This is a genomic window from Glaciihabitans sp. UYNi722 (genome assembly GCF_040549465.1).
Taxonomy (GTDB): domain Bacteria; phylum Actinomycetota; class Actinomycetes; order Actinomycetales; family Microbacteriaceae; genus Lacisediminihabitans.
Map to the genome: position 1 here is coordinate 110,700 of NZ_JBEPTL010000003.1, position 23,631 is coordinate 134,330.

Annotated in this window: 23 protein-coding genes and 1 pseudogene; 12 read left to right on the top strand and 12 right to left on the bottom strand. The window is 63.5% G+C overall.

Annotated elements, in window-relative coordinates; translation table 11 throughout:
* Positions 1-46: 46 nt before the first annotated feature.
* From ABIB56_RS03095 to ABIB56_RS03120, 5 genes are all read right to left on the bottom strand, one after another.
* Complete coding sequence (locus ABIB56_RS03095; RefSeq protein ID WP_354567414.1) at positions 47-1,540, bottom strand: CoA-acylating methylmalonate-semialdehyde dehydrogenase; 1,494 nt, start codon at positions 1,538-1,540, stop codon at positions 47-49.
* Between the two features lie 40 nt (positions 1,541-1,580).
* Positions 1,581-2,462, bottom strand: coding sequence for a Cgl0159 family (beta/alpha)8-fold protein (locus ABIB56_RS03100; RefSeq protein ID WP_354567415.1), 882 nt, complete (start codon positions 2,460-2,462; stop codon positions 1,581-1,583).
* Positions 2,459-3,418, bottom strand: coding sequence for a 5-dehydro-2-deoxygluconokinase (iolC, locus tag ABIB56_RS03105; protein WP_354567416.1), 960 nt, complete (start codon positions 3,416-3,418; stop codon positions 2,459-2,461). The genes ABIB56_RS03100 and iolC overlap by 4 nt, the downstream gene beginning before the upstream one ends.
* 264 nt (positions 3,419-3,682) lie before the next feature.
* Entirely contained in the window at positions 3,683-3,913 is a 231-nt protein-coding gene (locus ABIB56_RS03110; protein ID WP_354567417.1) for an aldo/keto reductase, read from the bottom strand.
* Positions 3,914-4,743: 830 nt separating this feature from the next.
* Positions 4,744-4,962, bottom strand: a complete 219-nt coding sequence (locus ABIB56_RS03120) for a hypothetical protein (RefSeq protein ID WP_354567419.1) — start codon at positions 4,960-4,962, stop codon at positions 4,744-4,746.
* Between the two features lie 184 nt (positions 4,963-5,146).
* Between ABIB56_RS03120 and ABIB56_RS03125 the strand changes: the two genes are divergently transcribed.
* The 5 genes from ABIB56_RS03125 (at position 5,147) to ABIB56_RS03145 (ending at position 9,347) form a co-directional block, all read left to right on the top strand.
* Positions 5,147-5,914: a helix-turn-helix domain-containing protein gene (locus ABIB56_RS03125; RefSeq protein ID WP_354567421.1), complete on the top strand. Its 768-nt coding sequence runs from the start codon at positions 5,147-5,149 to the stop codon at positions 5,912-5,914.
* A gap of 3 nt (positions 5,915-5,917) precedes the next feature.
* Positions 5,918-6,784 (top strand): Fic family protein, encoded by an 867-nt coding sequence (locus ABIB56_RS03130; RefSeq protein WP_354567422.1) that lies wholly within the window; start codon positions 5,918-5,920, stop codon positions 6,782-6,784.
* Positions 6,785-7,060: 276 nt separating this feature from the next.
* Complete coding sequence (locus tag ABIB56_RS03135) at positions 7,061-7,504, top strand: SRPBCC family protein (protein WP_354567423.1); 444 nt, start codon at positions 7,061-7,063, stop codon at positions 7,502-7,504.
* Between the two features lie 5 nt (positions 7,505-7,509).
* A complete protein-coding gene (locus tag ABIB56_RS03140; RefSeq protein WP_354567424.1) occupies positions 7,510-8,490 on the top strand; it encodes a diacylglycerol/lipid kinase family protein in 981 nt (326 codons plus the stop codon).
* Entirely contained in the window at positions 8,487-9,347 is an 861-nt protein-coding gene (locus ABIB56_RS03145; RefSeq protein ID WP_354567426.1) for a phosphatase PAP2 family protein, read from the top strand. Before ABIB56_RS03140 ends, ABIB56_RS03145 begins: the two co-directional genes overlap by 4 nt.
* A gap of 86 nt (positions 9,348-9,433) precedes the next feature.
* Here ABIB56_RS03145 and ABIB56_RS03150 read toward each other — a convergent pair whose 3' ends face one another.
* Positions 9,434-11,437, bottom strand: a complete 2,004-nt coding sequence (locus ABIB56_RS03150; protein WP_354567427.1) for a DUF262 domain-containing protein — start codon at positions 11,435-11,437, stop codon at positions 9,434-9,436.
* Positions 11,438-11,629: 192 nt separating this feature from the next.
* Here ABIB56_RS03150 and ABIB56_RS03155 point away from each other — a divergent pair, with 192 nt between their 5' ends.
* The 6 genes and pseudogenes from ABIB56_RS03155 to ABIB56_RS03180 all read left to right on the top strand — a co-directional run bounded on the left by ABIB56_RS03155 (position 11,630) and on the right by ABIB56_RS03180 (position 17,368).
* Positions 11,630-12,403 (top strand): hypothetical protein, encoded by a 774-nt coding sequence (locus ABIB56_RS03155; protein ID WP_354567567.1) that lies wholly within the window; start codon positions 11,630-11,632, stop codon positions 12,401-12,403.
* Positions 12,404-12,499: 96 nt separating this feature from the next.
* Positions 12,500-12,799, top strand: a pseudogene (locus ABIB56_RS18470) (flap endonuclease); the annotation flags it as partial.
* A gap of 268 nt (positions 12,800-13,067) precedes the next feature.
* Complete coding sequence (locus tag ABIB56_RS03165) at positions 13,068-13,400, top strand: ArsR/SmtB family transcription factor (protein ID WP_354567428.1); 333 nt, start codon at positions 13,068-13,070, stop codon at positions 13,398-13,400.
* 15 nt (positions 13,401-13,415) lie between these two features.
* Complete coding sequence (locus ABIB56_RS03170; protein WP_354567429.1) at positions 13,416-13,904, top strand: SRPBCC family protein; 489 nt, start codon at positions 13,416-13,418, stop codon at positions 13,902-13,904.
* A 193-nt stretch (positions 13,905-14,097) separates the two neighbouring features.
* Positions 14,098-16,107, top strand: coding sequence for an acyltransferase family protein (locus ABIB56_RS03175; protein WP_354567430.1), 2,010 nt, complete (start codon positions 14,098-14,100; stop codon positions 16,105-16,107).
* A gap of 70 nt (positions 16,108-16,177) precedes the next feature.
* Complete coding sequence (locus ABIB56_RS03180; RefSeq protein WP_354567431.1) at positions 16,178-17,368, top strand: MFS transporter; 1,191 nt, start codon at positions 16,178-16,180, stop codon at positions 17,366-17,368.
* A gap of 4 nt (positions 17,369-17,372) precedes the next feature.
* Here the strand turns inward: ABIB56_RS03180 and ABIB56_RS03185 are convergent, their stop codons facing one another.
* Positions 17,373-18,419, bottom strand: coding sequence for a helix-turn-helix domain-containing protein (locus tag ABIB56_RS03185; protein ID WP_354567432.1), 1,047 nt, complete (start codon positions 18,417-18,419; stop codon positions 17,373-17,375).
* Between the two features lie 197 nt (positions 18,420-18,616).
* On the opposite strand from ABIB56_RS03185, the gene ABIB56_RS03190 reads away from it, so the two are divergent.
* On the top strand, positions 18,617-19,405 hold the full coding sequence (locus ABIB56_RS03190) for an inositol monophosphatase family protein (protein ID WP_354567433.1): 789 nt from the start codon (positions 18,617-18,619) through the stop codon (positions 19,403-19,405).
* A 4-nt stretch (positions 19,406-19,409) separates the two neighbouring features.
* Here ABIB56_RS03190 and ABIB56_RS03195 read toward each other — a convergent pair whose 3' ends face one another.
* The 5 genes from ABIB56_RS03195 to ABIB56_RS03215 form a co-directional block, all read right to left on the bottom strand.
* Entirely contained in the window at positions 19,410-20,321 is a 912-nt protein-coding gene (locus ABIB56_RS03195) for a hypothetical protein (protein ID WP_354567434.1), read from the bottom strand.
* Between the two features lie 135 nt (positions 20,322-20,456).
* Positions 20,457-20,588 carry a hypothetical protein gene (locus ABIB56_RS03200; protein ID WP_354567435.1) on the bottom strand — a complete coding sequence of 44 codons (132 nt, stop codon included), beginning with the start codon at positions 20,586-20,588 and terminating at the stop codon, positions 20,457-20,459.
* Between the two features lie 15 nt (positions 20,589-20,603).
* Positions 20,604-21,278 carry an endonuclease/exonuclease/phosphatase family protein gene (locus ABIB56_RS03205; RefSeq protein WP_354567570.1) on the bottom strand — a complete coding sequence of 225 codons (675 nt, stop codon included), beginning with the start codon at positions 21,276-21,278 and terminating at the stop codon, positions 20,604-20,606.
* Between the two features lie 158 nt (positions 21,279-21,436).
* The gene (locus ABIB56_RS03210) at positions 21,437-21,862 is read right to left on the bottom strand and encodes a MarR family winged helix-turn-helix transcriptional regulator (protein WP_354567436.1); all 426 of its coding nucleotides are present in this window, start codon (positions 21,860-21,862) and stop codon (positions 21,437-21,439) included.
* An 18-nt stretch (positions 21,863-21,880) separates the two neighbouring features.
* Positions 21,881-23,626 (bottom strand): MFS transporter, encoded by a 1,746-nt coding sequence (locus ABIB56_RS03215; protein ID WP_354567437.1) that lies wholly within the window; start codon positions 23,624-23,626, stop codon positions 21,881-21,883.
* Positions 23,627-23,631: the final 5 nt, after the last annotated feature.

Below are 23,631 nucleotides of genomic sequence, written 5' to 3' on the forward strand. Positions count from 1 at the left end.
TGAGCCCTTCGTGTCGTATGTGATTTGTTGGCGGGCTCCGGCGGCTCTAGGCCTGGGGAAATCCCAGGTTGATTCCGCCCTGGCTGGGGTCTGGCCAGCGACTCGTGATTGCCTTCTCCCTCGTGAAGAAGTGGAAACCCTGCAGCCCGTAGGCCTTCGAGTCGCCGAATGCCGAGTCCTTGAACCCGCCGAACGAGTAGTATGCCACCGGCACCGGGATCGGCACGTTGATGCCGATCATGCCCACTTCGATCTCGTTCTGGAAACGGCGGGCGGCCCTGCCGTCGTTCGTGAAGATCGCAGTGCCGTTGCCGTACTGGCTCGCATTGATGAGGGCGACGCCCTCCTCGTAGGTCTTCACCCGCACCACAGAGAGCAACGGGCCGAAGATCTCGTCTGTGTAGACGCGGGAGGTCGTCGGTACATTGTCGATGAGAGTCGGACCGAGCCAGAATCCGTTCGGGTCGCCGTCGACCTCGATCCCGCGGCCGTCGACGACCACCGTCGCGCCGTCCTCCGCTGCGATGTCGATGTAGGAGGCGACTTTGTCGCGATGCACCTCGGTGACCAGCGGCCCCATGTCGCAGGAGCGTCGACCGTCTCCGATCGTGAGTGCCGCGATGCGTGTCGCGATCTTCTCGATCAGCGCGTCGGCGACGGGTTCGACGGCGACCACCACAGAGATCGCCATACAGCGCTCGCCGGCTGAGCCGAATCCCGCGTTGATAGCGGCATCGGCCGTAAGCTCCAGGTCTGCGTCGGGGAGCACCAGCATGTGATTCTTCGCTCCGCCAAGCGCCTGCACTCGCTTGCCGTTCCTGGACGCCGTCTCGTAGACGTATTTCGCGATCGGGGTGGAACCCACGAACGAGATCGACTTGACGTCTGGATGCTCGAGCAGCCCGTCGACGGCGATTTTGTCACCGTGCAGCACGTTGAAGACACCGTCAGGCAGGCCGGCCTCGGTGAAGAGCGCGGCGAGCCAATTTGCGGCAGACGGGTCCTTTTCCGAAGGCTTGAGCACCACGGTGTTGCCCGCCGCGACAGCGATCGGGAAGAACCACATTGGTACCATCGCGGGAAAGTTGAACGGGCTGATGATGCCGACGACCCCGAGCGGGCCCTTCGTGGAGTACACGTCGACGTCGGTAGAGACGTTCTCAGAGAACTCGCCCTTGATGAGGTGAGGGAAGCCGGTCGCGAGTTCCACCACCTCGAGACCGCGGGTGATCTCGCCGAGCGCGTCGGAGACGACCTTCCCGTGCTCGGAGGTGAGGATGAGAGCGAGCTCGCTCTTGCGCTCGTTGAGAAGCTCCCTGAAGCGGAACATGATCTGCTGGCGCTTGGTGATCGAGAGATTGCGCCAGATCGGGAAGGCGGCCTTGGCCGATGCCACCGCCTCATTGAGCTCTGCCTCGTCGGCGAGGGCGACGAGTCTCGTCGGGACGCCGAAGGCGGGATCGAAGACGGGTGCAGTGCGGCCGGACGTGCCCGGGCGCTGGACGCCGCCGATCCAGTGCGGGAGAACGGGAAGCGTCATTGTGTTCTGCTTTCTTCTGAATTCTCTGGGGTGGTGCGACTCACGCGCCGTGCACGAGGGAGGCCGCGATGTCGATCGCAGCGGCGACGTCGCCCTCCCGCGGATAGAGGATGCTGCGCCCGACGACGAGGCCACGCACGCCGGGCAGCTGAAGTGACGAATCCCAGGCAGCAAAGGTGTCGGACTGGTGCCCGGTCGGGTCTCCGCCGAGAAGCAAGGTCGGGAGGGTCGTCGATGCCATCACGCGATCCATGTCCCGCACGACAGGCAGCTTGAGCCAGGCGTGCGAGCTCGAGTTGCCGAGGCCGGATGCTATGGCGATCGAGAGGATCACGGCATCCGTCGACAGATTGTTGCGGATGGCACCGTCAACCCATTCGCTCATGAATGGCTCGAGCATGATCGGAACGCCGGCGTCGGCCGCCTCGCTGACCGCGGCCGCGGTGGACTCTAGGGTGAGCGTGGTGCCCGGGTCGGTGAGGTTGACGCGCACGAGGGTTTTGGCGAAATCCAGCTCGTCACGCACGATGCCGTGGATGTCGTAGGCCGTGTAACGGTCGTCCATCTCGAACGACGCGCCCTTGAGTCCGCCGCGGTTCATCGACCCGACGACGATCTTGTCGTCGAGCAGACCGAGCAGGGCCAGGTCCGCGATGATGTCGGGCGTGCCGAGCACGCCGTCGACACCGGGGCGAGCGAGCGCGAGGGCGAGACGCTCGAGCAGCAGGTAGCGATCGGCCATTGCGTGCTCGTTCGAGCCGACCCCGAGTGCGCCGCGGGCCGGATGGTCTGCAGCGACGATGAACAGCTTGCCGTCATCCTTGATCAGCGGTCGACGCACGCGGGCAGCGAAAATCTCGGCGAGCCGCTCGGGGTGGGCCGCGCGGGTCTCGCGCAGTGCGGCGAAATCGAGAGTGGTCATGCTGCGATCCTCTCGAGGATCTGCTCGACCTCGGCCGTCGTGGGCATCGCGGTCGAGCACTCGCGACGTCCTGCCACGATCGCGCCGGCAATGTTGGCGAAGCGCAGGATTCGCTCGAGCTCCCAACCCTGGAGGAGGCCGAAGCACAGGGCGCCTCCGAAGCTGTCGCCCGCACCGAGGCCGTTGACGACCTCGATGACGTACGGCGGCACCTCGACGGTCTGGTGGCGGGTCTTGGCCAGAACGCCCTTCGGTCCCTGTTTGACTATCGCGAGTTCTACACCCCGCTCGAGCAGCGCGTCCGCCGCTCGCTGCGGGTCGGTCTCTCCCACTGCCACCGCGCACTCCTCGCGATTGCCCACTGCGACGCTGACGTGAGCGAGCGCAACGGCGATTTCGGCGGTCGCAGCGTGCACCGATTCCCAGAACATAGGGCGGTAGTCCAAATCGAGAATGGTGAGCGGCGCTCGACCGCGGGCGTCCCAGGCGGCAAGGTGCGCGCTTCGGCTCGGCTCCTCCGAGAGACCGGTCACCGTCGACCAGTAGATTCCGGCGTTCGTAATGGCGTCGAGGTCGAGCTCAGAAGGATTAATCACCAGATCGGGAGCTTTCGGCTGGCGGTAGAAATAGAGCGGGAATTCGTCGGGCGGAAACAGTTCACAGAACACGACCGGCGTCTGCAGGCCTTCGACGCCCGACACGAATTCGTCACTCACGCCGAGGCGGAGGAGTTCCCGGTGGATGTAGTTGCCGAACGGGTCATCGCCTGTCCGGGTGATGACCGCCGACTTCAGGCCGTGTCGCGCCACGGCGACTGCGACGTTGGTCGCAGTGCCCCCCAGATACTTGCCGAAGGTAGAGACGTCCTCGAGATGGCCGTTCTGCAGCGGATAGATGTCGACGCCGACTCGTCCGATAGTGACCACGTCGTAGCGGTAGGGATTGTGAACGGTCATACTTCGTTGTGCAGCTTCCTGAAAGTGTGGACTCGAGAGATGCGGGGCATACATTGTAAGGACATATGCGCAACAAAACTCTACGGTTGATCCAGTACTTCCGCAACTCGGATGCGGCGACCCTGAGACTCGCTACGTCCCCGAGCAATGTGTGTTCAGTTAGAATTTTACTGAGTAAATCTCTCTATTACCATGCCCTGATGCCCCGGCGATCCCGCAATCACACGAGGGTGCCCGGTGTGCCGTCGACGCTCTCAGCGGATTTCACCAATCTGAATCGAGTTCATCAAGATCGGCTCGAGTTAGCGCGATCGACTGGGCGGCAACGTTCTGTTCGAGGTAGGAAATCGACCCCCTGCCGGGGATTGCAAGGGTGGTGGGTGACAGCGCGAGGCCCCACCCAATGGCAACCTGGTGCACGGTTGCGCCGTGGCCGGCTGCTATCCGAGCGAGACCCTCGTGGGCGTCACCCGTGGCGAGAGGTGCGAACGGCACAGAGGCGATGGCGGCGCCTCGTCCAGATGAGCGCGGTCGCTGTTACTGAGGCCCAGGTGCCGGATGACTCCTTCCTGTTGAAGCTGTGCCAAGACCTCGATGAATCGCCTCGGTGTGTCCGGGGACTGTGATCCTTGGGAAGGATGGAGTTGTGTCGTCGAATACGTCGCGGTGGTATCTGCAGGAGTTGCGTGAGCGGGCGGTGCGGATGGTCGCGGAGTCGCGGCCTGATCACAGTTCGGAGTGGGAGACGATAACCTCGGTCGCGTCGAAGTTAGGGGTCGGCTCGGCTGAGACGATCCGACATTGGGTGCGAGCGGCGGAGGCGGCCGGGAATCCGAAAGCGGTTGTTGCGGCGGAGGAATCCATGGAGGTGCGAAAGCTGCGTGCTGAGGTTCGCGGCCCTCGGTGCGCTGACCCCTTGAACCCGCCGATCCGAATAGGTGACTTCTAAACGTTTCCTGTGGTTTAGCTATCGAAACCCTCAGGAGGCGCGCGACCAGCGAGCACTCAAATAGAGGAAGATCCGTTTTGGTACGGAGGAAAATGTGTTGCCTCCCCTAATTTTGGGCCTGGATCCGCGTGCCAGATTGAGTTCTTGGAACAGCCCACGGTTGCAACAAAAGAAGAGGCCTGCCCGCAAGGGCGGCCTCTTCTTTTTTGCAACCTGCGATTGTCAAGCGGGGTGGCCGCTGGCCTTACGACGTGGTGCGCTTCCGTCTCACCGAGCGTGGGGCCTAACCGGGCACCGTGGCATCCGAGCCAGTGGGGCCGGCCGCCCGGCTCACACAGAAAAGCCGTTCTGCGGAGTGGTGGTCTGCTTGACGGTGCTATTTGTGCGAGCGACCGCTACCTGGTCGGCGAATCCCAACCACCAACAGGATGACCCCGACGATCAGGAGGACAACGCCGACATAGAGCCACGTCCGATCGCCGGTCATGACACTTCCCGGGATCAGATTCGCGCCCTGCCCGGCGAACACCGCTCCGACAAGCAGAGCGATCACGCCGACGATGATGAGGGCGATGCGCCCGACTTTGCTGTTCATGGTGTCAACCTACTCTCGACACGGTTGCGATAGGGTGCCGTGCGCGGTACCGCATAAGGTACATCTAGATACTTCGTACCCTATCCGGTACAATATTTCATATGTACCGTATCTGGTACCCTGGGTGCAGTCGTACCGCATCCGGTACGAAGCGGACTCGATAAACGTGAGGGAGGAACCGACCATGGCCAGAAAAGACGCGCGCGGGCTTGTCATTGAACTACGCGAGCGCAGCGGAATGTCACCGACGCTGCTCCGCACCCGGTCGGGTGTCTCCCGCGCGACCCAGCGCCGCATCGACACGGGGGAGTCCGACGTCACCCTCGGCACCCTTCGCGAGCTCGCGATCGCCGCAGGCCTCGATATCGCCCTTGATCTCGTGCCATTGTCCGACCCGGAAGCCGCCACTGGCGCCCGAGCGCTCCTCGACGACACCGTCGACACGGAGACCATCAGCCCTGCCGCAGCAGCCTGGTCGGAACGCCTCCTCCGGCTTACCGCGGACCCACTTCACCAGACGAACAACCCGCTCGAAATCATCACCGAAGCAGGCCGCGCGGCCGCGCCGCTGAACCGATACGGCGCACTTCTGTTCCGAGGCGAGTGGAGTGACCTGAAACTCGCCGACGCCGGTATGGCCAGCCGAGCACAGTGGCTCCTGTCTGGCATGAGCGCCCTCACCGCCCTCACCGACGAGTCATTGCCGACCGGAGGAGTGGGCATCCTCTATTCCGCCGACCCCCCCGCGGTCGCGCGGCACCTCGTGCACCTTCGACCAACGCGTCCGTCCACTGCGAACGTCGTCATCCTCCCGCTCACCGAGTCCGTCGACATCGACAGCTGGCAGGAAGGGCCCCTCCATTTCGTATCGCCAATCCAGGCGATTATCGACGGTATTGGTGTCGGTGGGACGACGGCCGAAACCGCATTTGCCATTGCCAGGAAGTGGTGAACGATGACTGCCAATCGAGGCTGGGACAGAGGCTCCAACCACTACCAGAAGCGCATCAAACCCAGCGCGGGGCTCGGACTCCCGAGTACGCACTCGATCGCTCTCGGCGCGAGCGGACACGCCGCTGACCAGCTGGCACTCACCGGCATCACCTGGGACCCCACCGCGCTCGATTTCGACCTGATTCAGGAACCCACGCCGCAACGGGTCCGTTCGCGGTTTCGCGCCCAGTTGCCGGAATTCATTTGGGACGCCGCCGCCCTCGAAGGCAACCCCTACACGCTGCCAGAAGTGCAGACCCTCCTCGCGGGCATCACCGTCACCGGGCACAAGCTCGAAGACCAGAACCAAATTCTTGCCCTGAACGAGGGTTACAACCATGTCGATACGCTCGTAGAAACCGGCGCGTTCTCCCTCGACAAGTCGACCAGCGATGAAATCCACGGCCTCGTCGCCGTGCACGAAGCCATCGAATCCGGACACTTCCGTGGCGAAGGTCAAGTTGGTGGCGGCGGACACGTCAGCATCGGCGAGCGTGGTGCCTACGTCGCATCCGACCCCGGAGAACGCGGAGAAACCCTCATCGAAGAGTTCGGCGACCTCATCGACTACCTCGACACCGTCGAGGACCCGCGCGAGCGGGCCATCGCCTACTTCGCCGCCGCAACCCACCGACAGTTCTACTTCGACGGCAACAAGCGAACCGCCAGAATCCTGATGACCGGCACCCTCATGAGCGCCGGCTACGACGCAATCAGTGTGTCCGCTAACCGCCGCCTCGAATTCAACACCCATCTGGGCGAACTCTTCGTCGACCACGATGCCACCAACCTGATGCGCTTCATTATCGATAGCCGCCCCGGCGAATGACGCGGCTCACAGGAAACAATCGGGTCTCGGCGTACTGCCCGGGCTCTCGGGGTAGCGTGCCCGCAGCCGCCGAGCGATGACCTCCTGCCTCGGCTCGAACAGGAACGCATCGGCTGGGAGTTCGCGCTCGGGCAGTTGGCCGACATGAAAGAACGACATCGAACACACGGCGCACCTCATCTTGGGGCCCGCCCATAGCGCATCGGCGGATATGCAACCCCCTGTGCAAAGCGGAAGCGACCCCGCAAGATGAACATGACCACCAGAAAGGCTTCCATGTCGATCAATGTCCGCGTGATGCGGTGTTCGCCCGACGACGTTTTCCGAGTGCTCGACGATGGATGGCTCTTCGTCGGCTGGGTCGTCGGTGCTTCACGCATGAGAGATGTCGAAGACACCGGGCCGGCCGTGGGCTCTCAACTCCACCACTCCTTCGGGGTCTGGCCTCTCGTCATCAACGATGCGACGACCGTGTTGGAGTATTCGCCCCCGCATCACATGGTCATACAGCCGAAAGGCTGGCCGATCGGTGAGGCTCTGGTGACCATCGACATTCGTCCACATCGCCGAGGATGCATTGTGCGCATCCAGGAAGAGCCGGTGACCGGACCAGCCAGACTCATCCCTCCTAGACTTCTCAACATCGCTCTCCACATCCGCAACGTCGAAACCCTCCGAAGGTTGAGTTACATGGCCGAAAATCGTGAAAGGGCCAATTGAACGGCATGAACACACCTCCCGCACAGACACAGAAGCGCGCGGCGGTCGTCTACAACCCGATCAAGGTCGACCTCGAGGCCATCCGTTCCGTCGTCGGACACGAAGAGCAAGCGAACGGATGGGGCGAGACCATGTGGTTTCCCACGAGCGAGGATGATCCGGGTCAGGGCCCGTGTCGCGAGGCTGTCTCCGCCGGCGCTTCCCTGGTCATCGCCGCCGGAGGGGATGGCACTGTCCGAGCCGTCGCCGAAGGCTTGCGTGGCGTTTCGACGCCGATGGCACTACTTCCGTCGGGCACGGGAAATCTGCTCGCGCGCAATCTCGACCTCACGCTCGACGATCTCGAGCACTCCATCCACACGGCGTTCACGGGCGACGACCGCGAGATCGATGTGGGGATCATCGATCTCGTGCGTCAGGACAGCGCGGATTCCACTCATGTCTTCGTCGTCATGGCTGGACTCGGACTTGACGCGAAAATGCTCGTCAACACCGACGAGGACCTCAAGAAGAAGGCGGGCTGGCTCGCCTATGTGAAAGCGCTCGCTACCACGCTGCGGGACAAGAACGAGCTTCGCTTCACCTACAGCCTCGATAAAGGCCCGACTCGCGCGATTCGGGCCCACACGATCATCGTGGGCAATTGCGGCGCCCTCCCGGCGAACATCATGCTTCTCCCCGATGCGGCAGTGGATGACGGCCAGTTCGACATTGTGCTCCTTCGGCCTGAAGGACTCGTGGGCTGGATCCAGATTTTCGTCAAAGTGCTCTGGGAAAACGGGGTTCTGCGTCGGACGAAAGCGGGCCGGGCGCTTATGACACAGGAGGTCAGTGCGCTGCGTTACGTCGAAGCCACCGAGCTCACAGTCACGCTGGAGCGACCGGAAGAAATCGAACTCGACGGGGACGAATTCGGAATTACGACCGGATTCCGCACCTGGGTCGACCAGGGCGGAATCACCATCAAAGTTCCGGCAGCAGCATGACCGACGGTCACGAGCCCCGAGCGGTGCGGTCATTCCGAGAGTCACAACGGGAGGGCGACGAAGAAGAGCTTCGGATTGACAGAACCGTCGGCTCTGTCGATCTCACGCACTGGTACACGCCGCTCGGACGCGTTCTCGCTTCGGTCATCCAGCGGTTGAGCGCCGCGATCGGTTCGCGGGCTGCCCTGCTGCTCACCCTCGTGATCGGGGCCGGGATCGCCCTTCTGCTCAGTTTCATCAGCTCCCGCATCTACGACGCCATCACGGAGTCCGATGGCGTGGCGGGGTTGGACCGTCCGCTGCTGCAGGCTGCGATGAGAGCCAGGTCGCCGGTGCTCGACGCTATCGTCACGGGCTACACCGACATCGCGGGTCCCATCGGAATGCCCATCCTCGCCGTCGTGGCGTTGCTCATCCTCTCGCTCCGTCGCAAGTCGTGGACTCCTGCCATTCTCATCGTCGCGGCAGGGCTCGGCTCGCTCCTTATGACCATCGCGGGCAAAGACGTCATCGACCGCGAGCGTCCACCGCTGATCGATGCTGTTCCGCCCTACGAGTACTCTCCGTCCTTTCCGAGCGGCCACACGCTGAACGCGATCGTGGTCGCCGGAATCATCGCCTACCTGGTGATATTGCGACGGCGTTCGACCCACGCCCGAATTCTCACCGTCTCCGTCGCAGTTCTCTTCGCGCTCACCATCGGACTGAGCCGGGTATTCCTCGGACACCACTGGTTCACCGATGTGGTCGCCGGCTGGACGCTGGGAGGCGCTTGGCTCGCGATCATCATCACCGCACATCGGCTCTACCTCACCTCATCCCGTCACTCGCCGCCGCACGAGACAACCGAAGGATGATCATGGCCAAGCCGCAGCCCATTTGTGCAGGTTCTCGAGGCCACAGCTCGCAGGCTGGCACCGGGCACCGGGTCGCGACCGCAAAACTACATTGCGTTCCCGATGTATGAGTAAATCACGAACACCTCGGATGCGATGCCCGCCTCTTCGAGAACACCCTGCACCGCGGTGAGCATGTACTTCGAGTCCCAGCCCATGTAGAGGAAATGCGCGTCGTCGAAGGCATCCCAGTGCCCGTTCCAGGCCTGCGCCTCGAAGATTGGGCCGCCGCGTCGGGTGCTGAAGCCGATGACGCTCTCGCGGGAATCCGCCCAGAGCCGCTTGAAGATCCGATTGAAGAGGTATCTGACGTCGGGGACTTCCCAGTGCTCGCCGCGGTATTCGACGTAGTCGAACTCTCGCTGCCAGCCGGCGGGCCAGCCGCGCCTTCGCTGGGCGTCGAGGATCGGGGTGAGTCCGTCGTCATCGATGTCGACAGTCGCCGAACGTGCCCAGATCCGCAGGAAGTCGGTGGTGAGCCGAGCGGTGCGCTCCGCAATCGCGGCGGTTCCCCATGCGGGAGTGCCGACGAGGTCGCTCGTGGCAGGGACCGCACTTCTCGTGTAAACAGCCGACCGTTTTTCCGGGAACGATACGTCGGCAGCCCGCTCGGCCAGCGGTCGCTCGAGAAGGGTGAGGTTGCCGAGCGACGGGGCGAGAGCTCGGTGGCTGTTCTGTTCGTCTTCGCTGTAGTCGGCCCATTCCCGCTCTCCATCGCCGCTCCAGGCGTCACCAGGTGCCAGCGGAAAGATATGCTCCACGTCCAATTCAGCCAGACTGTCGACATCCGCGAGGCGCCCGAGTACGTAGGCGGCGTGGGGGAGCGCACTGTACTTCAGTGCGATGCGTACTCGCTCGTCCGATGGGGTGATGCGGGCGATCGCGCCAGCCAGGCTGTCGGATCCGGTGTCCCGGGAGCGGCAGAGTCGAGCCACCAGCCGATCGTTGGACAGCCCGACCACAGTTCTGCGGATGAGCAGCGCCTGCACGTGTTCGAGAGTCTCGATCAGGGCATCCCTGGTGATGGCCACACGCGAATAGTCGCGGTAGGCGTGCATCACGAGCGGGTACATCCCGCGCCCGAAGGTGTTGACGTAGTCGAGTTGGCGCGCGACTTCTGCATCGTCGGCGAGCGCAGGCTCGGTGAGGATGCGGTAGACCGCCGAATACTCTCTCCACTCGGTGGCAAGGGTGCGCAGCGTGTCGAGACTGAGTCGGGGAAACTCGTGCCGGAAAGCGTCGTACACCCCTCGTCCGCCCTGCACGTCGATCTCGCGACCGGTCGTCATGATCAGGTAGTGGCGCCAGAAACTGGCGATGGATTCCCCGGTGTTTTGCTCGATCGGCAGCCAGTAAGAATCCTCGATCTCGCTCTGCTCCGCATGGGACAGCCCCATCAGCACATAGTTATGGATCAGTTCGTGGTCGCGCAGCGGCTCGCCTGTGGAGTTGAGGCTCTCGAAGATCTGCTGGGCATTGGCATCCGCGCTGAGGGTGATGGCGACGTGTTCGAGTCGCTGTAGTCCTTTCCAGATTCGAGGAACCTCCTCGACAGGAACCTGGCTGCGGAAGAAGGCGTAGTTGTCGTCGAACCGGGAGTCTCGCTGCTCATCGCCCGCGAGTCGTCGGTCGAGCACCACGCTCTCGAAGACCTCCGCCCATGCCCGGTGCGGACGCAGCTTCGTGTGATCCGAGTCGTCAGCGCGCACCAGCACTATCTCGAGCTGGGCGGCGAGTGTGGAATCGTCGTCTCTCACAGCGTGATAGAGAGCGGCGATCAGCAGCATCAGCGTCGTGATGCGCTGCTGCCCGTCGATGAGAACGAGCTCGGCCGCCTCAGTGCTGTTTGTGGAGAGAATCGAGCCGATGAAGTGTGTGTGTCTGGTATCTGAGTCGGCGACGGCACGGATGTCAGCGAGTAACTGCTCGCATCCGTCGATGTCCCAGCGGTACTGGCGCTGGTAGACGGGCACGACAATGGTCGTTTCTGCGGCGGAAAGCCAGCGGATCGTGTTGACCGCGGTCGCATCGATATTCGTGGCAGTGACCATAGTGTTGCTTCGCCCTTCGGAACGCCCCAGCCAGTGTATTCGGCTGCCACTGGGCATCCCTCTCAGACACACTCACCGCGAGGACGAACCGATGAGGCTGCTCGCCTCACACGAATACCTCGATGTTAGGCTTACCTAAGTTGGGCCTGTAAAAACGTGCTGGCCCTGTGACGAAAGGACATGATCCAGACCATGGGTTATCTCAAATCAGCCGCTCTCGAAGAGACCGGTTATGTTGTGCTCGACCGCTACAACCAGGTGGCCGACCCCCGGGAGTGGGCCGACATCGAATACGTCGACTGGAAGTCGTCGGGCGAGACCCAGTTCGCACCACTCGCCAGTGCGAAGGGCGAGATCGAGGTCAACGGCTTCTGGAACCACAAGCCGCCGCGTACCGACAAAGATGGGGTCTGGATACCGTCGCAGGTCGAGAAGGCGCCTGACCTCACCCGTCGCGCACAGGAGCCGGGCGCTAACGTCGGCCGCTGCCGTGTGATCGAACTGCAGCCGAACACCTATGCGGACGCCCTCTACAACCTTCACCAGGACGACAACAACCGACTCAACCCCGACGGCACCGGCTGGGTCGTGCGCGGTTTCTTCAACCTCACCGACGATCCAGACAGCTACTTCGTGCTGCGTGACAACCGCACCGACCCGAGCGTCGAGTACCGCATCGCGCTACCGGCGGGTGCCCAGCTCATCGTCGACACCCAGCGGCTCTGGCACGCCACGTCACACAACGGTAGCGAGGCACGCTACAGCCTGATCACCTCCTGGGAGTCGGGCCCAGAACTCGATGCCTACATCGAGAAGTACAACGGTATGAGCCGCGTGCCCAACGTCGAGGTACCGCAGGACGTTCTGGATACCGGCCAGGCAGAACAGAGCCGTCGCATCGCGGCGCGTGCTGCCTACTACGCCGCCAAGGGTCAGGCCGAGAAAACGGCGATGAGCGAAGCCTGATTCTCGAGTCGTTTCACTGAGAGGCCTCGGTCGTGAGACCGAGGCCTCTCGTCGATGTGGGAGGATGCCGCCGTGGCCAATCAACGCGAACGCCGGATGCTCCTCGACACGGCTGCGCTGTATTTCCGGGCATTTTACGGTGTGCCCGATACGGTGCACGGGCCGAACGGGATGCCAGTGAATGCGATTCGCGGGCTGCTCGACATCATCGCGCGGCTCGTCTCCGAGTTCCAGCCCACAGAAATTGTGGCGTGCTGGGACGACAGCTGGCGACCTCAGTGGCGCGTGGATCTCATCCCGACCTACAAGGCTCACCGCGTCGCCGAAGTGGCAGGTGCGAGTTCTTCGATCGAGGATGTTCCCGACCTGCTTACCCCGCAGGTCGCAGTCATCCGTGCAGGTGACTACCTCGCGGTGGCCCCGACGGTCGTGAAAGTTGTGCGCGACCTCGAGTTGCCAGAATTTGACGCTCGCATTCGTGCGTGCAGCGACGAACGGACAGCCGAACTGGATCGGCTGTCCGTCGATTGGGGGCTCGGTTCCTCGATGAAGCGTGCTCAAAGTGCTCTGGGCGCATTGGCAACGTAGCTCCGCGAGGACGTGCGTTGCTCGCTATCACGCGCTTGGTTGCGATGCCATCTCTGTTGCGGTAACGTACAACCAAATGGTTGTACAAAATATGAGCGATTCCGATGTCGACAGTATCTTCCACGCGCTGGCGGATACGACCCGTCGTGACATCGTGACGCGGGTGATGGCGCGCGAGCAGTCGGTCTCCGACCTGGCAGGCGCCTACGCCATGAGCTTTGCCGCGGTACAGAAACATGTGGCAGTGCTCGAGCGGGCGATGTTAATCACGAAGGACCGGCGGGGGAGGGAGCAGATCGTGCATGGAGATCTGAACACGCTCCGCAAGGCCGCTCGGCTGCTCGAAGCGTACGAGGAGATCTGGCGCACCCGCGCCGATCGTATGGACGACATTCTCACCGAGGATTGAGAGAGGAACGAAGTCATGCCAGTAATAAGCACCGACAGGGACGTCGAAGCCCTGACCCTGACTTTCGTCGCCGAGTTCGACGCGACAGTCGAGCGTGTGTGGCAGCTGTGGAAGGATCCCCGCCAACTGGAGCGCTGGTGGGGCCCGCCAACCTGGCCCGCGACATTCGATGAACTTGATTTCGTCGTGGACGGGAAAGCCCGGTACTACATGACCGGGCCGGGGGGGGACAGGGCCCACGGATGGTGGACGATCACCGCCATCGACGAGCCGAGCAGATTCGAATTCGACGACGGGTTTGCCGATGCAGACGGCAATCCCGTGACGCCCATCGATTCCGCCCATGGAGTGGTGACCCTCGACCCGGTCGGCGACGGGACGCGGATGACCGTGGTGTCGTACTTCGACAGCCCAGAGCAGCTCGAACGCATGGTGAACCTGGGCATGGAGGAGGGCATGGGACTGGCGCTCGGTCAGATCGACGGAATTCTGTCCGAGGTCTGAGCCTGACGCGCGGCCGTCCCGGTCACCCATTCCGGTCAGGTGTGGGTTAACACCGGGTTAAACAAAGGCGACAACCCCCGGATGGGGGCCATCCGTATGGAAGGGTGTAAACACTCGCACGTCGACCGCTTACCCAACCGACACGCCGCACCGCAGAGCCTCTCGGGGCCGAGCTATGTCTTTGGGAGAAGCCTTGACCACGAGTATTACGCGCACCTTCCGGCCGGACATTCAGGGCATACGTGCGATTGCGGTGCTGCTGGTGCTGGTGTATCACGCCGGCGTCGTATTCGTTCCAGGCGGTTACATCGGGGTTGACGTGTTCTTCGTCGTCTCCGGCTTTCTGATCACCGGGCATCTGCTCAGTCAGCTCGAGCGCAAGGCGCGGATTAACTTCGTCGACTTCTATGCCCGCCGGGTGCGGCGTATCCTTCCGGCGTCGATGGCGGTACTCGCGCTGACAGTGCTCGCGGCAATGGTCGTTGTGCCCCCGCTGCAACGCGAAGCCGTGCTGCGCGACGCACTGGCAACCGCGCTCTACGTGCCGAACTACTTCTTCGCTATGCAGGGAACAAACTACCTCGCTGCGGAAACGCCTTCGATGTTCCAGCACTACTGGTCGCTCGGCGTCGAGGAGCAGTTCTATCTCTTCTGGCCTGCGATCCTCGGGCTCGGCTATCTGCTTTTGCGTCGCTCGCGGCGAAGCCTGTTTGTGCTGATGGCCTTGCTGGTCGTCGCCTCCTTCGGGTTCAGCGTGTGGCTACTGGGGCAGTCCCAGCCGTGGGCGTTCTTCTCGCTGCCCTCGCGAGCCTGGGAGTTCGGGGCGGGCGGTCTGCTCGCTTTCGCTCTCACGAAGGGTGCGCGCTGGGTGCAGGGTGTACCCGTCGCGATCCTCGGTTGGGTCGGACTTGGCGGCCTGCTAGCGCTCGCCGCCGTCTACAACGGGTCCACAGTGTTCCCGGGTGTAAACGCCCTGCTCCCCGTCGCCGCTACCACAGCGCTTATCGTCGGATGCACCGCTGAGCACGCGTGGAGTCCGACCAGGATGCTGAGCCTCGCACCGATGCAGTGGTTCGGGATGATCTCGTACTCGCTCTATCTCGTGCACTGGCCGATACTCATGCTGGCGCAGGCCGCGATCGGGCTGAACGTGCCCATGTTTCCCTGGTTCAGGCTAGCCCTCGCTCTGGTGTCGATCCCCGTCGCGCACTTCCTCTATGTCGTCATCGAAAACCCCGCCCGTACGGCCGAGTTCTGGAACAATGCACGGCCGCGCCGTACCCTCGTGATCGGTCTCACCGCATCCGTCGCCGTGCTCACTCTCAGCGCCGGGTCGCTCGTGCTGACCACCAATACCGCGTTGAGTACCAATCAGGCCGCCGCGTCGACGGGCACGGAACTGGGCCCTCAAGGCACGGCATATGTGCCGTCGAACCTCAAGCCATCGCTGCAGGACTCCGTCACCGACAACCCCGTTGTTTACGCCAACGGATGCCACCGTGATTTCAATTCCACGGATGCGAGCGGATGCCAGGTTGGTTCGAACCCGTCGGCGCCGGTCGTCGCGCTCTTTGGCGACTCACATGCCGCCCAGTGGTATCCGGCGCTCATCGGGCTGGCCGACGCCGGTGAAATCAGGCTCGACATGAACACGAAGAGCTCGTGCCCCTCGGTTTCGGTCGAACTGCTGCGCGACGGATCTACCTATACCCAGTGCGAGCAGTGGAGGACCGGAGTGATCAAGAGGCTCGCAACCGAGCAGCCGGCTCTGGTGTTACTCGCCAACTACGGGCGCGCCGAGCTGAAGAACGCCAGTGACAACGAATTCGCTTCACGGTGGGGCACGGGTCTGCAGAAGACCATCGATGCGCTCGCGCCGTCCACGGTGGCGGTCCTCTCCGATACGCCGGATATGGGATCGCCCCCGGCGATCTGCCTGTCGTCGCACCTCGACGATGCCGCCGCATGCGCGCGACCGGCGAACGAAGCGATCAACGGACGTGTGCGCAAGGTGGAGCAGGCGGTTTCGGGGGCGACATACCTGGACTTCATCGGCTACTTCTGCGACCAGAAGACCTGCCCGGCGGTCATCGGCAGCACCCTCGTCTACCGCGACTCTCACCACATGACGGCGACGTTCAGTTCCGGGCTGAGCAAGGTGGTCGGCAGGCAGGTGAAGAAATTGCTCGGGATTACGGGATAGGCGGACGCTCGATCATCCCGGGGCGATGAATGGTCAGGTGCGTTCCGCGCTCGGCGCCCAGGCTGAAACCATGACAATCCGTGATTCTGTCTCCGTACCCGCTGCACCTGATGCTTCGGCCGCCCGTGCCTCCTGGGCAGGGGTCGTCACGCTCATGCTCGGTGTCTTCGCCCTGGTGACGAGCGAGTTCCTACCGGCGAGCCTTCTCTCGCTGATGGCGACCGACCTGGGGATCAGTGAGGGGACAGCGGGACAGGTCGTCACTGCCACCGCGGTGGTGGGAGCGATCGCCGGACCCACGATCGGGATACTCTTTCCCCGGCTCGACCGCCGCACACTCATGATCGGGCTCACGCTGCTGGCCGCGGCATCCAATCTGCTGGTCGCGATCTCGCCCGCGTTCTGGCTGCTCCTCATCGCTCGGCTACTGCTTGGCGCCGCGATCGCCGGATTCTGGTCGATGGCGCTCGCCGTGTCGGCACAGCTCGTGCCCTCGGAACACCTGGGCCGCGCGATGATGATCGTCAACACCGGAGTTTCCGTCGCGATAGTCGCCGCCGTGCCGCTCGGTTCCTACCTCGGATCGTTACTGGGCTGGCGATCGGTGTTCCTTCTCGTCGCCGGCCTCGCGGTACTCGCCGCCATCGTTCAGGCCATCTGGTTACGCTCGGTCGCGGCCTCGAGCACGGCGGGGTTCCGCAGCCTCCTTGGGGCGCTTCGGTCGCCGGTGATGATCGTAGGCCTCGGCGGGATCCTGTTGCTCGCCGGTGGGCACTTCGCCGGTTTCACCTACATCCAGCCGGCCGCCGTGAATATTCCCGGGCTCACCGCCGGGGGACTGGCCATCCTCCTGGCCACCTATGGCGTCGGCGGATTCGTCGGTAACATCGTCGCAGGAATCGTGGCCGATCGACGGCTGCGCCTGGCGCTCATCGCAATGCCCGCACTGCTCGGGGTGGCGGTTGCGAGCTTCGCACTGTTCTCGCAGGTCGTCCCGCTGGCGTTCGTGGCCGTAGCTCTCTGGGGTGTCGGGTTCGGCGGCGTCCCGACGATCGTGCAGACGTGGGTAGCGCGCGCCGAACCGGATCGCTTGGAGAGCGCTGGGGGACTGGTCGTCTCGACATTCCAGATAGCCATTGCGCTCGGCGCCGTCGTCGGCGGCCTGCTCGTGGACGGAGCCGGTGTCACCGTGGCTCTGGTCTCCGGTGGTGTCTCCGCCGTGGTCGGAGGGATGCTGCTGAGCGCCGCGCGTCGCCGCTGACGGGTCAGGCCCCGGCCGTGAGGAGCGCCGTGCGGCGCCACAGCGCAGGGCTGGCCCCCGTGTACCGGCGGAACGCGCGACTGAACGCGGCCTCCGATCCGTACCCGAGGCGCAGCGCGGTCTCCGCAACGCTGAGCTGTTCGCGGCGAAGAAGTTCCTTGGCGCGGTCCATGCGGATCCGAGCCAGGTAGCGTGCAGGCGGGTCGCCGACGACCTCGTGGAAACGTTCGGCGAATGCGGAACGGGATGCTCGCGCGATGTGGGCGAGGCTCTCCACCGTCCATGGCGATCCGGGATCGTCGTTCATCGCCGCGATGGCGCGGGCGATGTGTGGATCTTCGACGGCCACCAGCCAGTGGTCTGGCGCGCTTCCGTCCTCGACCCACGCCCGCACCGCGGCGGAGGCGATGATTGTCGCGAGACGGCTGCCGATTACCGAAGCTCCGGCGCGCATCCCGCTGTATTCGCTGGCCAGACCCTCCATGAGGGATGCCAGGTGAGGTTCCCGTGCCAGGAAGCAGCAGGCCACGAGCGCGTCAGGCAGCGCCTCGACCAGCGAATCCCCGGCCGGGGAGGAAAGCACGAGTTCACCGGTGGCGACCACCGAGTGCTCGAGCGCCCGCATCCGGTAGGCGCCTGCGCGGGGCAGGAGGAGAAGGGCACCGGTGCCCAGCGTGACCGGTTCGGCCGCGCCGAGCACCTCGATCGATCCCGAGACTACGTGATGGAATCCGACGCGTCCCCTCGCCAGTTCGAGCGACCGGGTCGGTGGAAGTTCGACTCGCCGGAAATCGACGAGCGTCCATTCGAGCCGAGCGAGCAGTTGATCGAAGAGGATCATGTCGACCGAGGTCGAGCGTGCCGCTGCCCGTACTGCTGACTCGGTCGCAGGCGGGGCGAGCACAGTATCGAGCAGTTCCATGGAAGCGACAACCTGTGCGCGGTCGTCGTCATTCCCTTCTGATCGTTCGAAACCCGAACAGTCCGAGGCAGACATCAGTACGGCAAATCCTTCAACCAGGTGCTCGGCCACGCGGAACGCGTTTGCCACGATCGTGAGGGTCGGATTCACACTTCCGTTCGTCGGGGTGCAGGGAAGAGTCGCAGACCACTATCCGGCTGGTGCCGTGCGATGATTCTGAGAGCATCCGTGTAGCGATCGAGGGCGATTTCGCGGGCGCCACACGAGCGATGACCCGGTCATCGTGCTCGCGGTGCGCGATTTCCTGGAGGGGCAGTGATCGGCGGATGAGCCAGCTCGAGACACCGAGGTATTCTGCAGAACTCGATTTCGCGATCGACATCGCGCGAGCCGCTGGGGCGCTCCTGCTCCGATATCGAGAGCGAGCGCTGAGCGTCACTACCAAGTCGTCGTCTTCAGATCCTGTCAGCGAGGCAGATCGTGACTCGGAGAGTCTTGTCGTCGATGCAATTCGTACCCGCTTTCCCCTCGATTCGATCCTCGGCGAGGAAGGCGCGTCGGTCGAAGGCTCCTCGGGCCGCCAGTGGATCATCGACCCGCTCGACGGCACCGTGAACTATCTTTACGGCCGGGATGAATGGGCTGTCAGCATCGCCCTCTGGGATGGCGACCAGCCCGTGGTCGGAGTGGTCTATCAACCGACCACCGAGACCTGTTATGCGGCGGGCAGGGGTGGCGGCGCGACGCGCAATGGCTCCGTTATCCGGATTGCCACGACCCAGGAGCTGGGCGGATGCCTCATCGCCACAGGTTTCGCCTACGAGCCCCGACTGCGGGAGCGCCAGGCCGCCGAGATCGCGGCGCTGTTGCCGCGGGTGAGGGACATTCGTCGTGGCGGCTCAGCCGCGCTCGACCTGTGCAGCGTCGCAGACGGTCGAGCAGACGTGTACTTCGAGCGCTTTGTGCGTACCTGGGATGTTGCGGCTGGCCACCTTGTCGTCGAAGAGGCCGGCGGCCAGGTCGTGTCGCTGGCATCCGAGGCCGGTTATGTCGGCGTGATCGCGGGAGTTGCCGGCACCGTCGAGCACGTGCTTTCAGCTCTCGCCCGGCCCTGAGCAGTTACCGGCCAGAGCGAACAAGCGAGCGGGTATGTATCGTGCTGCCCGTTCCGTCCAGAACGAGCGCGAGGGTGGTCTCGGCGCTGGTGGGCAGGGTGAGTACTTCGAGCGGCTCCTGTGTTCCGGCCAGCACGAGTTCGACGGGGAGCCCGGTCTCGTAGACGCGAACGCCGGGCAGCTCTCTCACGGCCCCCATCGTCTTCGCCGTTTCGCGGCGATGGGGCAGGTAGGCCAGTGGGGACTCTCGTGCCTCATCCGCGACCCAACGAAGATAGCGATCGAACGGAATCCGGCCGTCAATGGGCAGCGCGCTGCCGAGCAGTATCCGATTGCCTGGCACCGCGATCGGGCGGGCTGTTTGTCGAATCCACTCGAGTCGATGCCTCGTGGCCCGGATGCCGCGGTCCGCAAGAGCGGCGAGCCGCTCGGCTCCGAGGTTGAAGGCTGTCGTGATCTCCAGGAGTTCGCGGGCCGCCATGCCGAGCATCCGATCGCGGATGAGGCTGCCAAGGAGAGTCGCGGCTGACGATTCGTGCAGTCCGGGGCGCGCGTAGGGACTTCGTCCGAGAAGCGCATCCGCTACCGCGAGCGTCTGCGCCCCGTCGTCGAGAAGGGTCAGTGCGCGCGGGGTGATGAGAGTGCCGGCCAGCCTGAACTGGCCGGAGAAACCGTCCCCGACAGCCCATTTGCGATGCTGCGAAAGCAACTGCCACGGGATGCCGAAGTATGGCACGCACCGGGCGAACCGTGCACCGCGCGAGAGAAGCTCCTCGGCGGTACCAGACATCTGCGGACCGGTGATCCGTAATGCGACGACGATCGGCTCGTCCTGCGTTGTTGCCCATTCCGCTGCGGCCACGAGTTGCAGTGGAGACTCGACCCAGGCGATCGGAGCATTCGCAGCCTGGCCCATACGACCCTCGTCTCCCGGCACCGTCAGCCATGCCCGGTTACCACCCTCGCGACCGACAGTGAGCAGCCGGCATCTCTACGGTGAGCGCAGAGTGTCAGGACGGTAAACGGCGGAGGTTACTCGCCGGCTGAGGGGCTAGCGACTGATGGCGAGGATGAAACCCTGGGCAACCACGTTGCCCGATGCCGGATGGATGAACTGCGGAATCAACGCCAGGTACATGATTGCGGCCTGGGGATTCAACAGGTTGGTGATGCTCCGCGACACGAATGGACGTCGCTGTCAGGCAGCCGTCACCTGGGCGAACAGGCTGATAGCGCGATGATCAGAAGCGCCACGCGGCAATACATCGACCCTGTCGACGCGAAAACCGTTTGAGGTCACGAAGTCGAAGTAACCCGTGAAGAACTTGTACCGGGCGTAGGTGGGCTCTGTGGTGCGAATGAGTTCGTAGCCTGAGGTCTGCAGGCGCCTCTTGAGGGCCTTAGAGAACAGTGGATAGTTGAAGTCACCGACCATAACGGCTGGCAGCTCTTCAGCCAGCGATCGCATGCCGATGTGGGCGGAGGCGATCTGCTTGCGACGCAGGGAATTGGATGCAGTGAGCGGCGCCGCGTGGAATGAACCCACCAGCACCTCCTGCTCCGTCTCGCGATTCACCAGGTGTGCCGCGAGCAGGCGCTCGTTCGCGGGAGCCAGCACCCGGTCGTGCAGCGACTTGTGCAGCGCGAAGACCCTTGTCGCCCGCACATCGTACAGTTCGTCGCGCGCGTAGATGGCAAGGCCAAGCCGGTTCGTCTCGGTGGCGCCGACCAGTGCAAGGTGGCGGAGTCGCTGGGGCAGGGCATCGGTGTCGCACTCCTGAAGACAGAGCACGTCGACGTCATGGTTCTCGACGATCGCGCCGAGTTCTCCAATCGCCGCGTGCTTGCGCAGGTTGTAGCTGACGATTCTCAGTTCGTTTCCTTACTCTCTGGATGAACGTTCCAAGATCATCTTCGTAGCGCTCGACGGCTCGGATGGCCGACATCAGCCTAGACAGTATGACAAGAGGGTGTTGCACAATCGGCACGGCTGGCCGATCACGCGGCTCGTCAACATCACGCAGCGTCTGCCTAATCCTCGCCGATCATCCGTTCGAGCGCCGGTATGGCCGACCTAATGGATGCGACCTCGTCATCGTTGAGTTCGCCCAGCATGCCTGAGGCGACGGCGGCTCTCGCGGCACGCGCCTGAAGTACCGCTTCCGCTCCATCCGTCGTCACCTCGATGAGTACTGCCCGGCCGTCGTCGGGGTCGGCTTTACGCGCGACGAGCCCTCTCGTCTCCAGTTCTGCGATCATGCGGGTGATGCTTGGCGCCGATACCGACTCCACCTGGGCGAGTTCGGCGAGCCTGATCGGCCCATGTTTCGTCACCGATGCGAGAGCGGACAGCAGACCATGACTTAGGCCGCCTGTTGCCGAGCGCAGTCGTCGATTGAAGCGACCAACCACGAACGCGAGGCGTGCGGCCGTATCGGTCGAAGCGGCTGTGTTCATGGCTGACTCTGCTCTCTGTTAGACGTCGCTCAGCACTTCGGCTGGGTTGTTCCGAAGCGGCTCTTCGACGTGAACATACTTGCCGCCCATTGCGAGCGATGCAACCGCACCGATCACCGACATGACGGCGGCGGCGATGAAGACGATCACGAGCCCGGCGTGGAACGGATCGGATATCAGCTGCGGGAAGAACGCCTTGCCGGTGAGCGCGGCGGCATTCGAGGAGGTCAGCGATTTGAGTACCCCAGTCGGCCCGAGGATGGATTCGATCGGGTTGTAACCGAGGAAGGCCGCGAAGAGGCTGCCCACCGGGGGAGTAGCGGCGACCTGGTCGGCGACGGTGCTGCTCACGCCGTGAGACGTGAGACCTGCGCGCATCGCGTTCGGCAGGGTGACCGAGAGCCCGGCGATCATCAGCGAGAAGAAGATGCCGATCGAGAGCGAGTTTCCCGCGTTCTGGAAGGTGCCGGTCATCCCGGATGCAGCTCCACGCTGGTTCGCCGGAACACTGTTCATGATCGCCGTGCGGTTGGGCGCCGCGAACATGCCGGAGCCGACGCCGTTGAGGAAGGTGAGCATGGCGAATATCCAATACTCGAAGTTGACCGGGATGAAGAGCAGGGCCACGAAGGTCAGGCCGACAAGCAACAGTCCGGCTGTGGCGAAGGTGCGGGCGCCGAAACGATCGGAGAGGGTCCCGGAAATCGGTCCGGAGACGAGGAATCCCACGGTCAGCGGCAGTAGGTAGATGCCAGCCCAGAGCGGGGTGCTCTCGTACGAATAGCCGTGCAGCGGGAGCCAGATGCCCTGCAACCAGATGATGAGCATGAACTGGAGTCCACCCCGGCCGATGGAGGCGAGCAGCCCGGCGAAGTTGCCGAAAGCGAAAGCCCTGATGCGGAAGAGCCGCATATTGAACATCGGATCTTTCACCCGCAGCTCGAGGAAGACGAAGAAGACGAGCAGTATGGCGCCACCGATGATGCCGGCGAGCACCCAGGGATTGGTCCATCCGGTCGAGCTGTCGCCGTAAGGCTGGATGCCATAGGTGATGCCGGAGAGGAGAGCGATGAGCCCGATACCGAAGACGATGTTTCCCGGCCAGTCGACCTTTCCGGTCGCCCGCGTACCGACCTCGTGCAGAGATTTGTACGACCAGATGGTGCCGAGGATGCCGAAGGGCACGCTCACGATGAAGACGGCACGCCAGTCGAGTTCGGCCAACACCCCTCCGACGATCAGGCCGAGGAAGGTTCCGGCGATTCCGGCGACCTGGTTGATGCCGAGGGCGAATCCTCGGCGTTCGATCGGGAAGGCGTCGGTGAGAATGGCCGTGGAGTTGGCGAAGAGCATCGCACCTCCGACGGCCTGCACCACGCGCCATCCGATCAGCCAGAGCGCACCGGCTCCCGAGGTGAAGGGGTCGAAAACCAGGAAGATCGCCGAGATCGTAAAGATGACGAAGCCGAGGTTATAGATGCGCACGCGGCCGTAGAGGTCGCCGAGGCGACCGAAGCTGACCACCAGCACCGCGGTCACCAGGATGTAGCCGGTCAGCATCCAGAGCAGGTAGCTCACATTGCCCGGTTCGAGCGGGTTGAGCTTGATGCCCTTGAAGATCGCGGGCAGCGAGATCAGCACGATCGATCCGTTGATCGTGGCCATCAGAATGCCCAGCGTGGTGTTGCTCAGCGCGATCCACTTGTATTTCGGGTGGTCCTTGTTGAACATGCCCGTGCGTTCGCGAACAGCTTTTTCAGCCACGATTC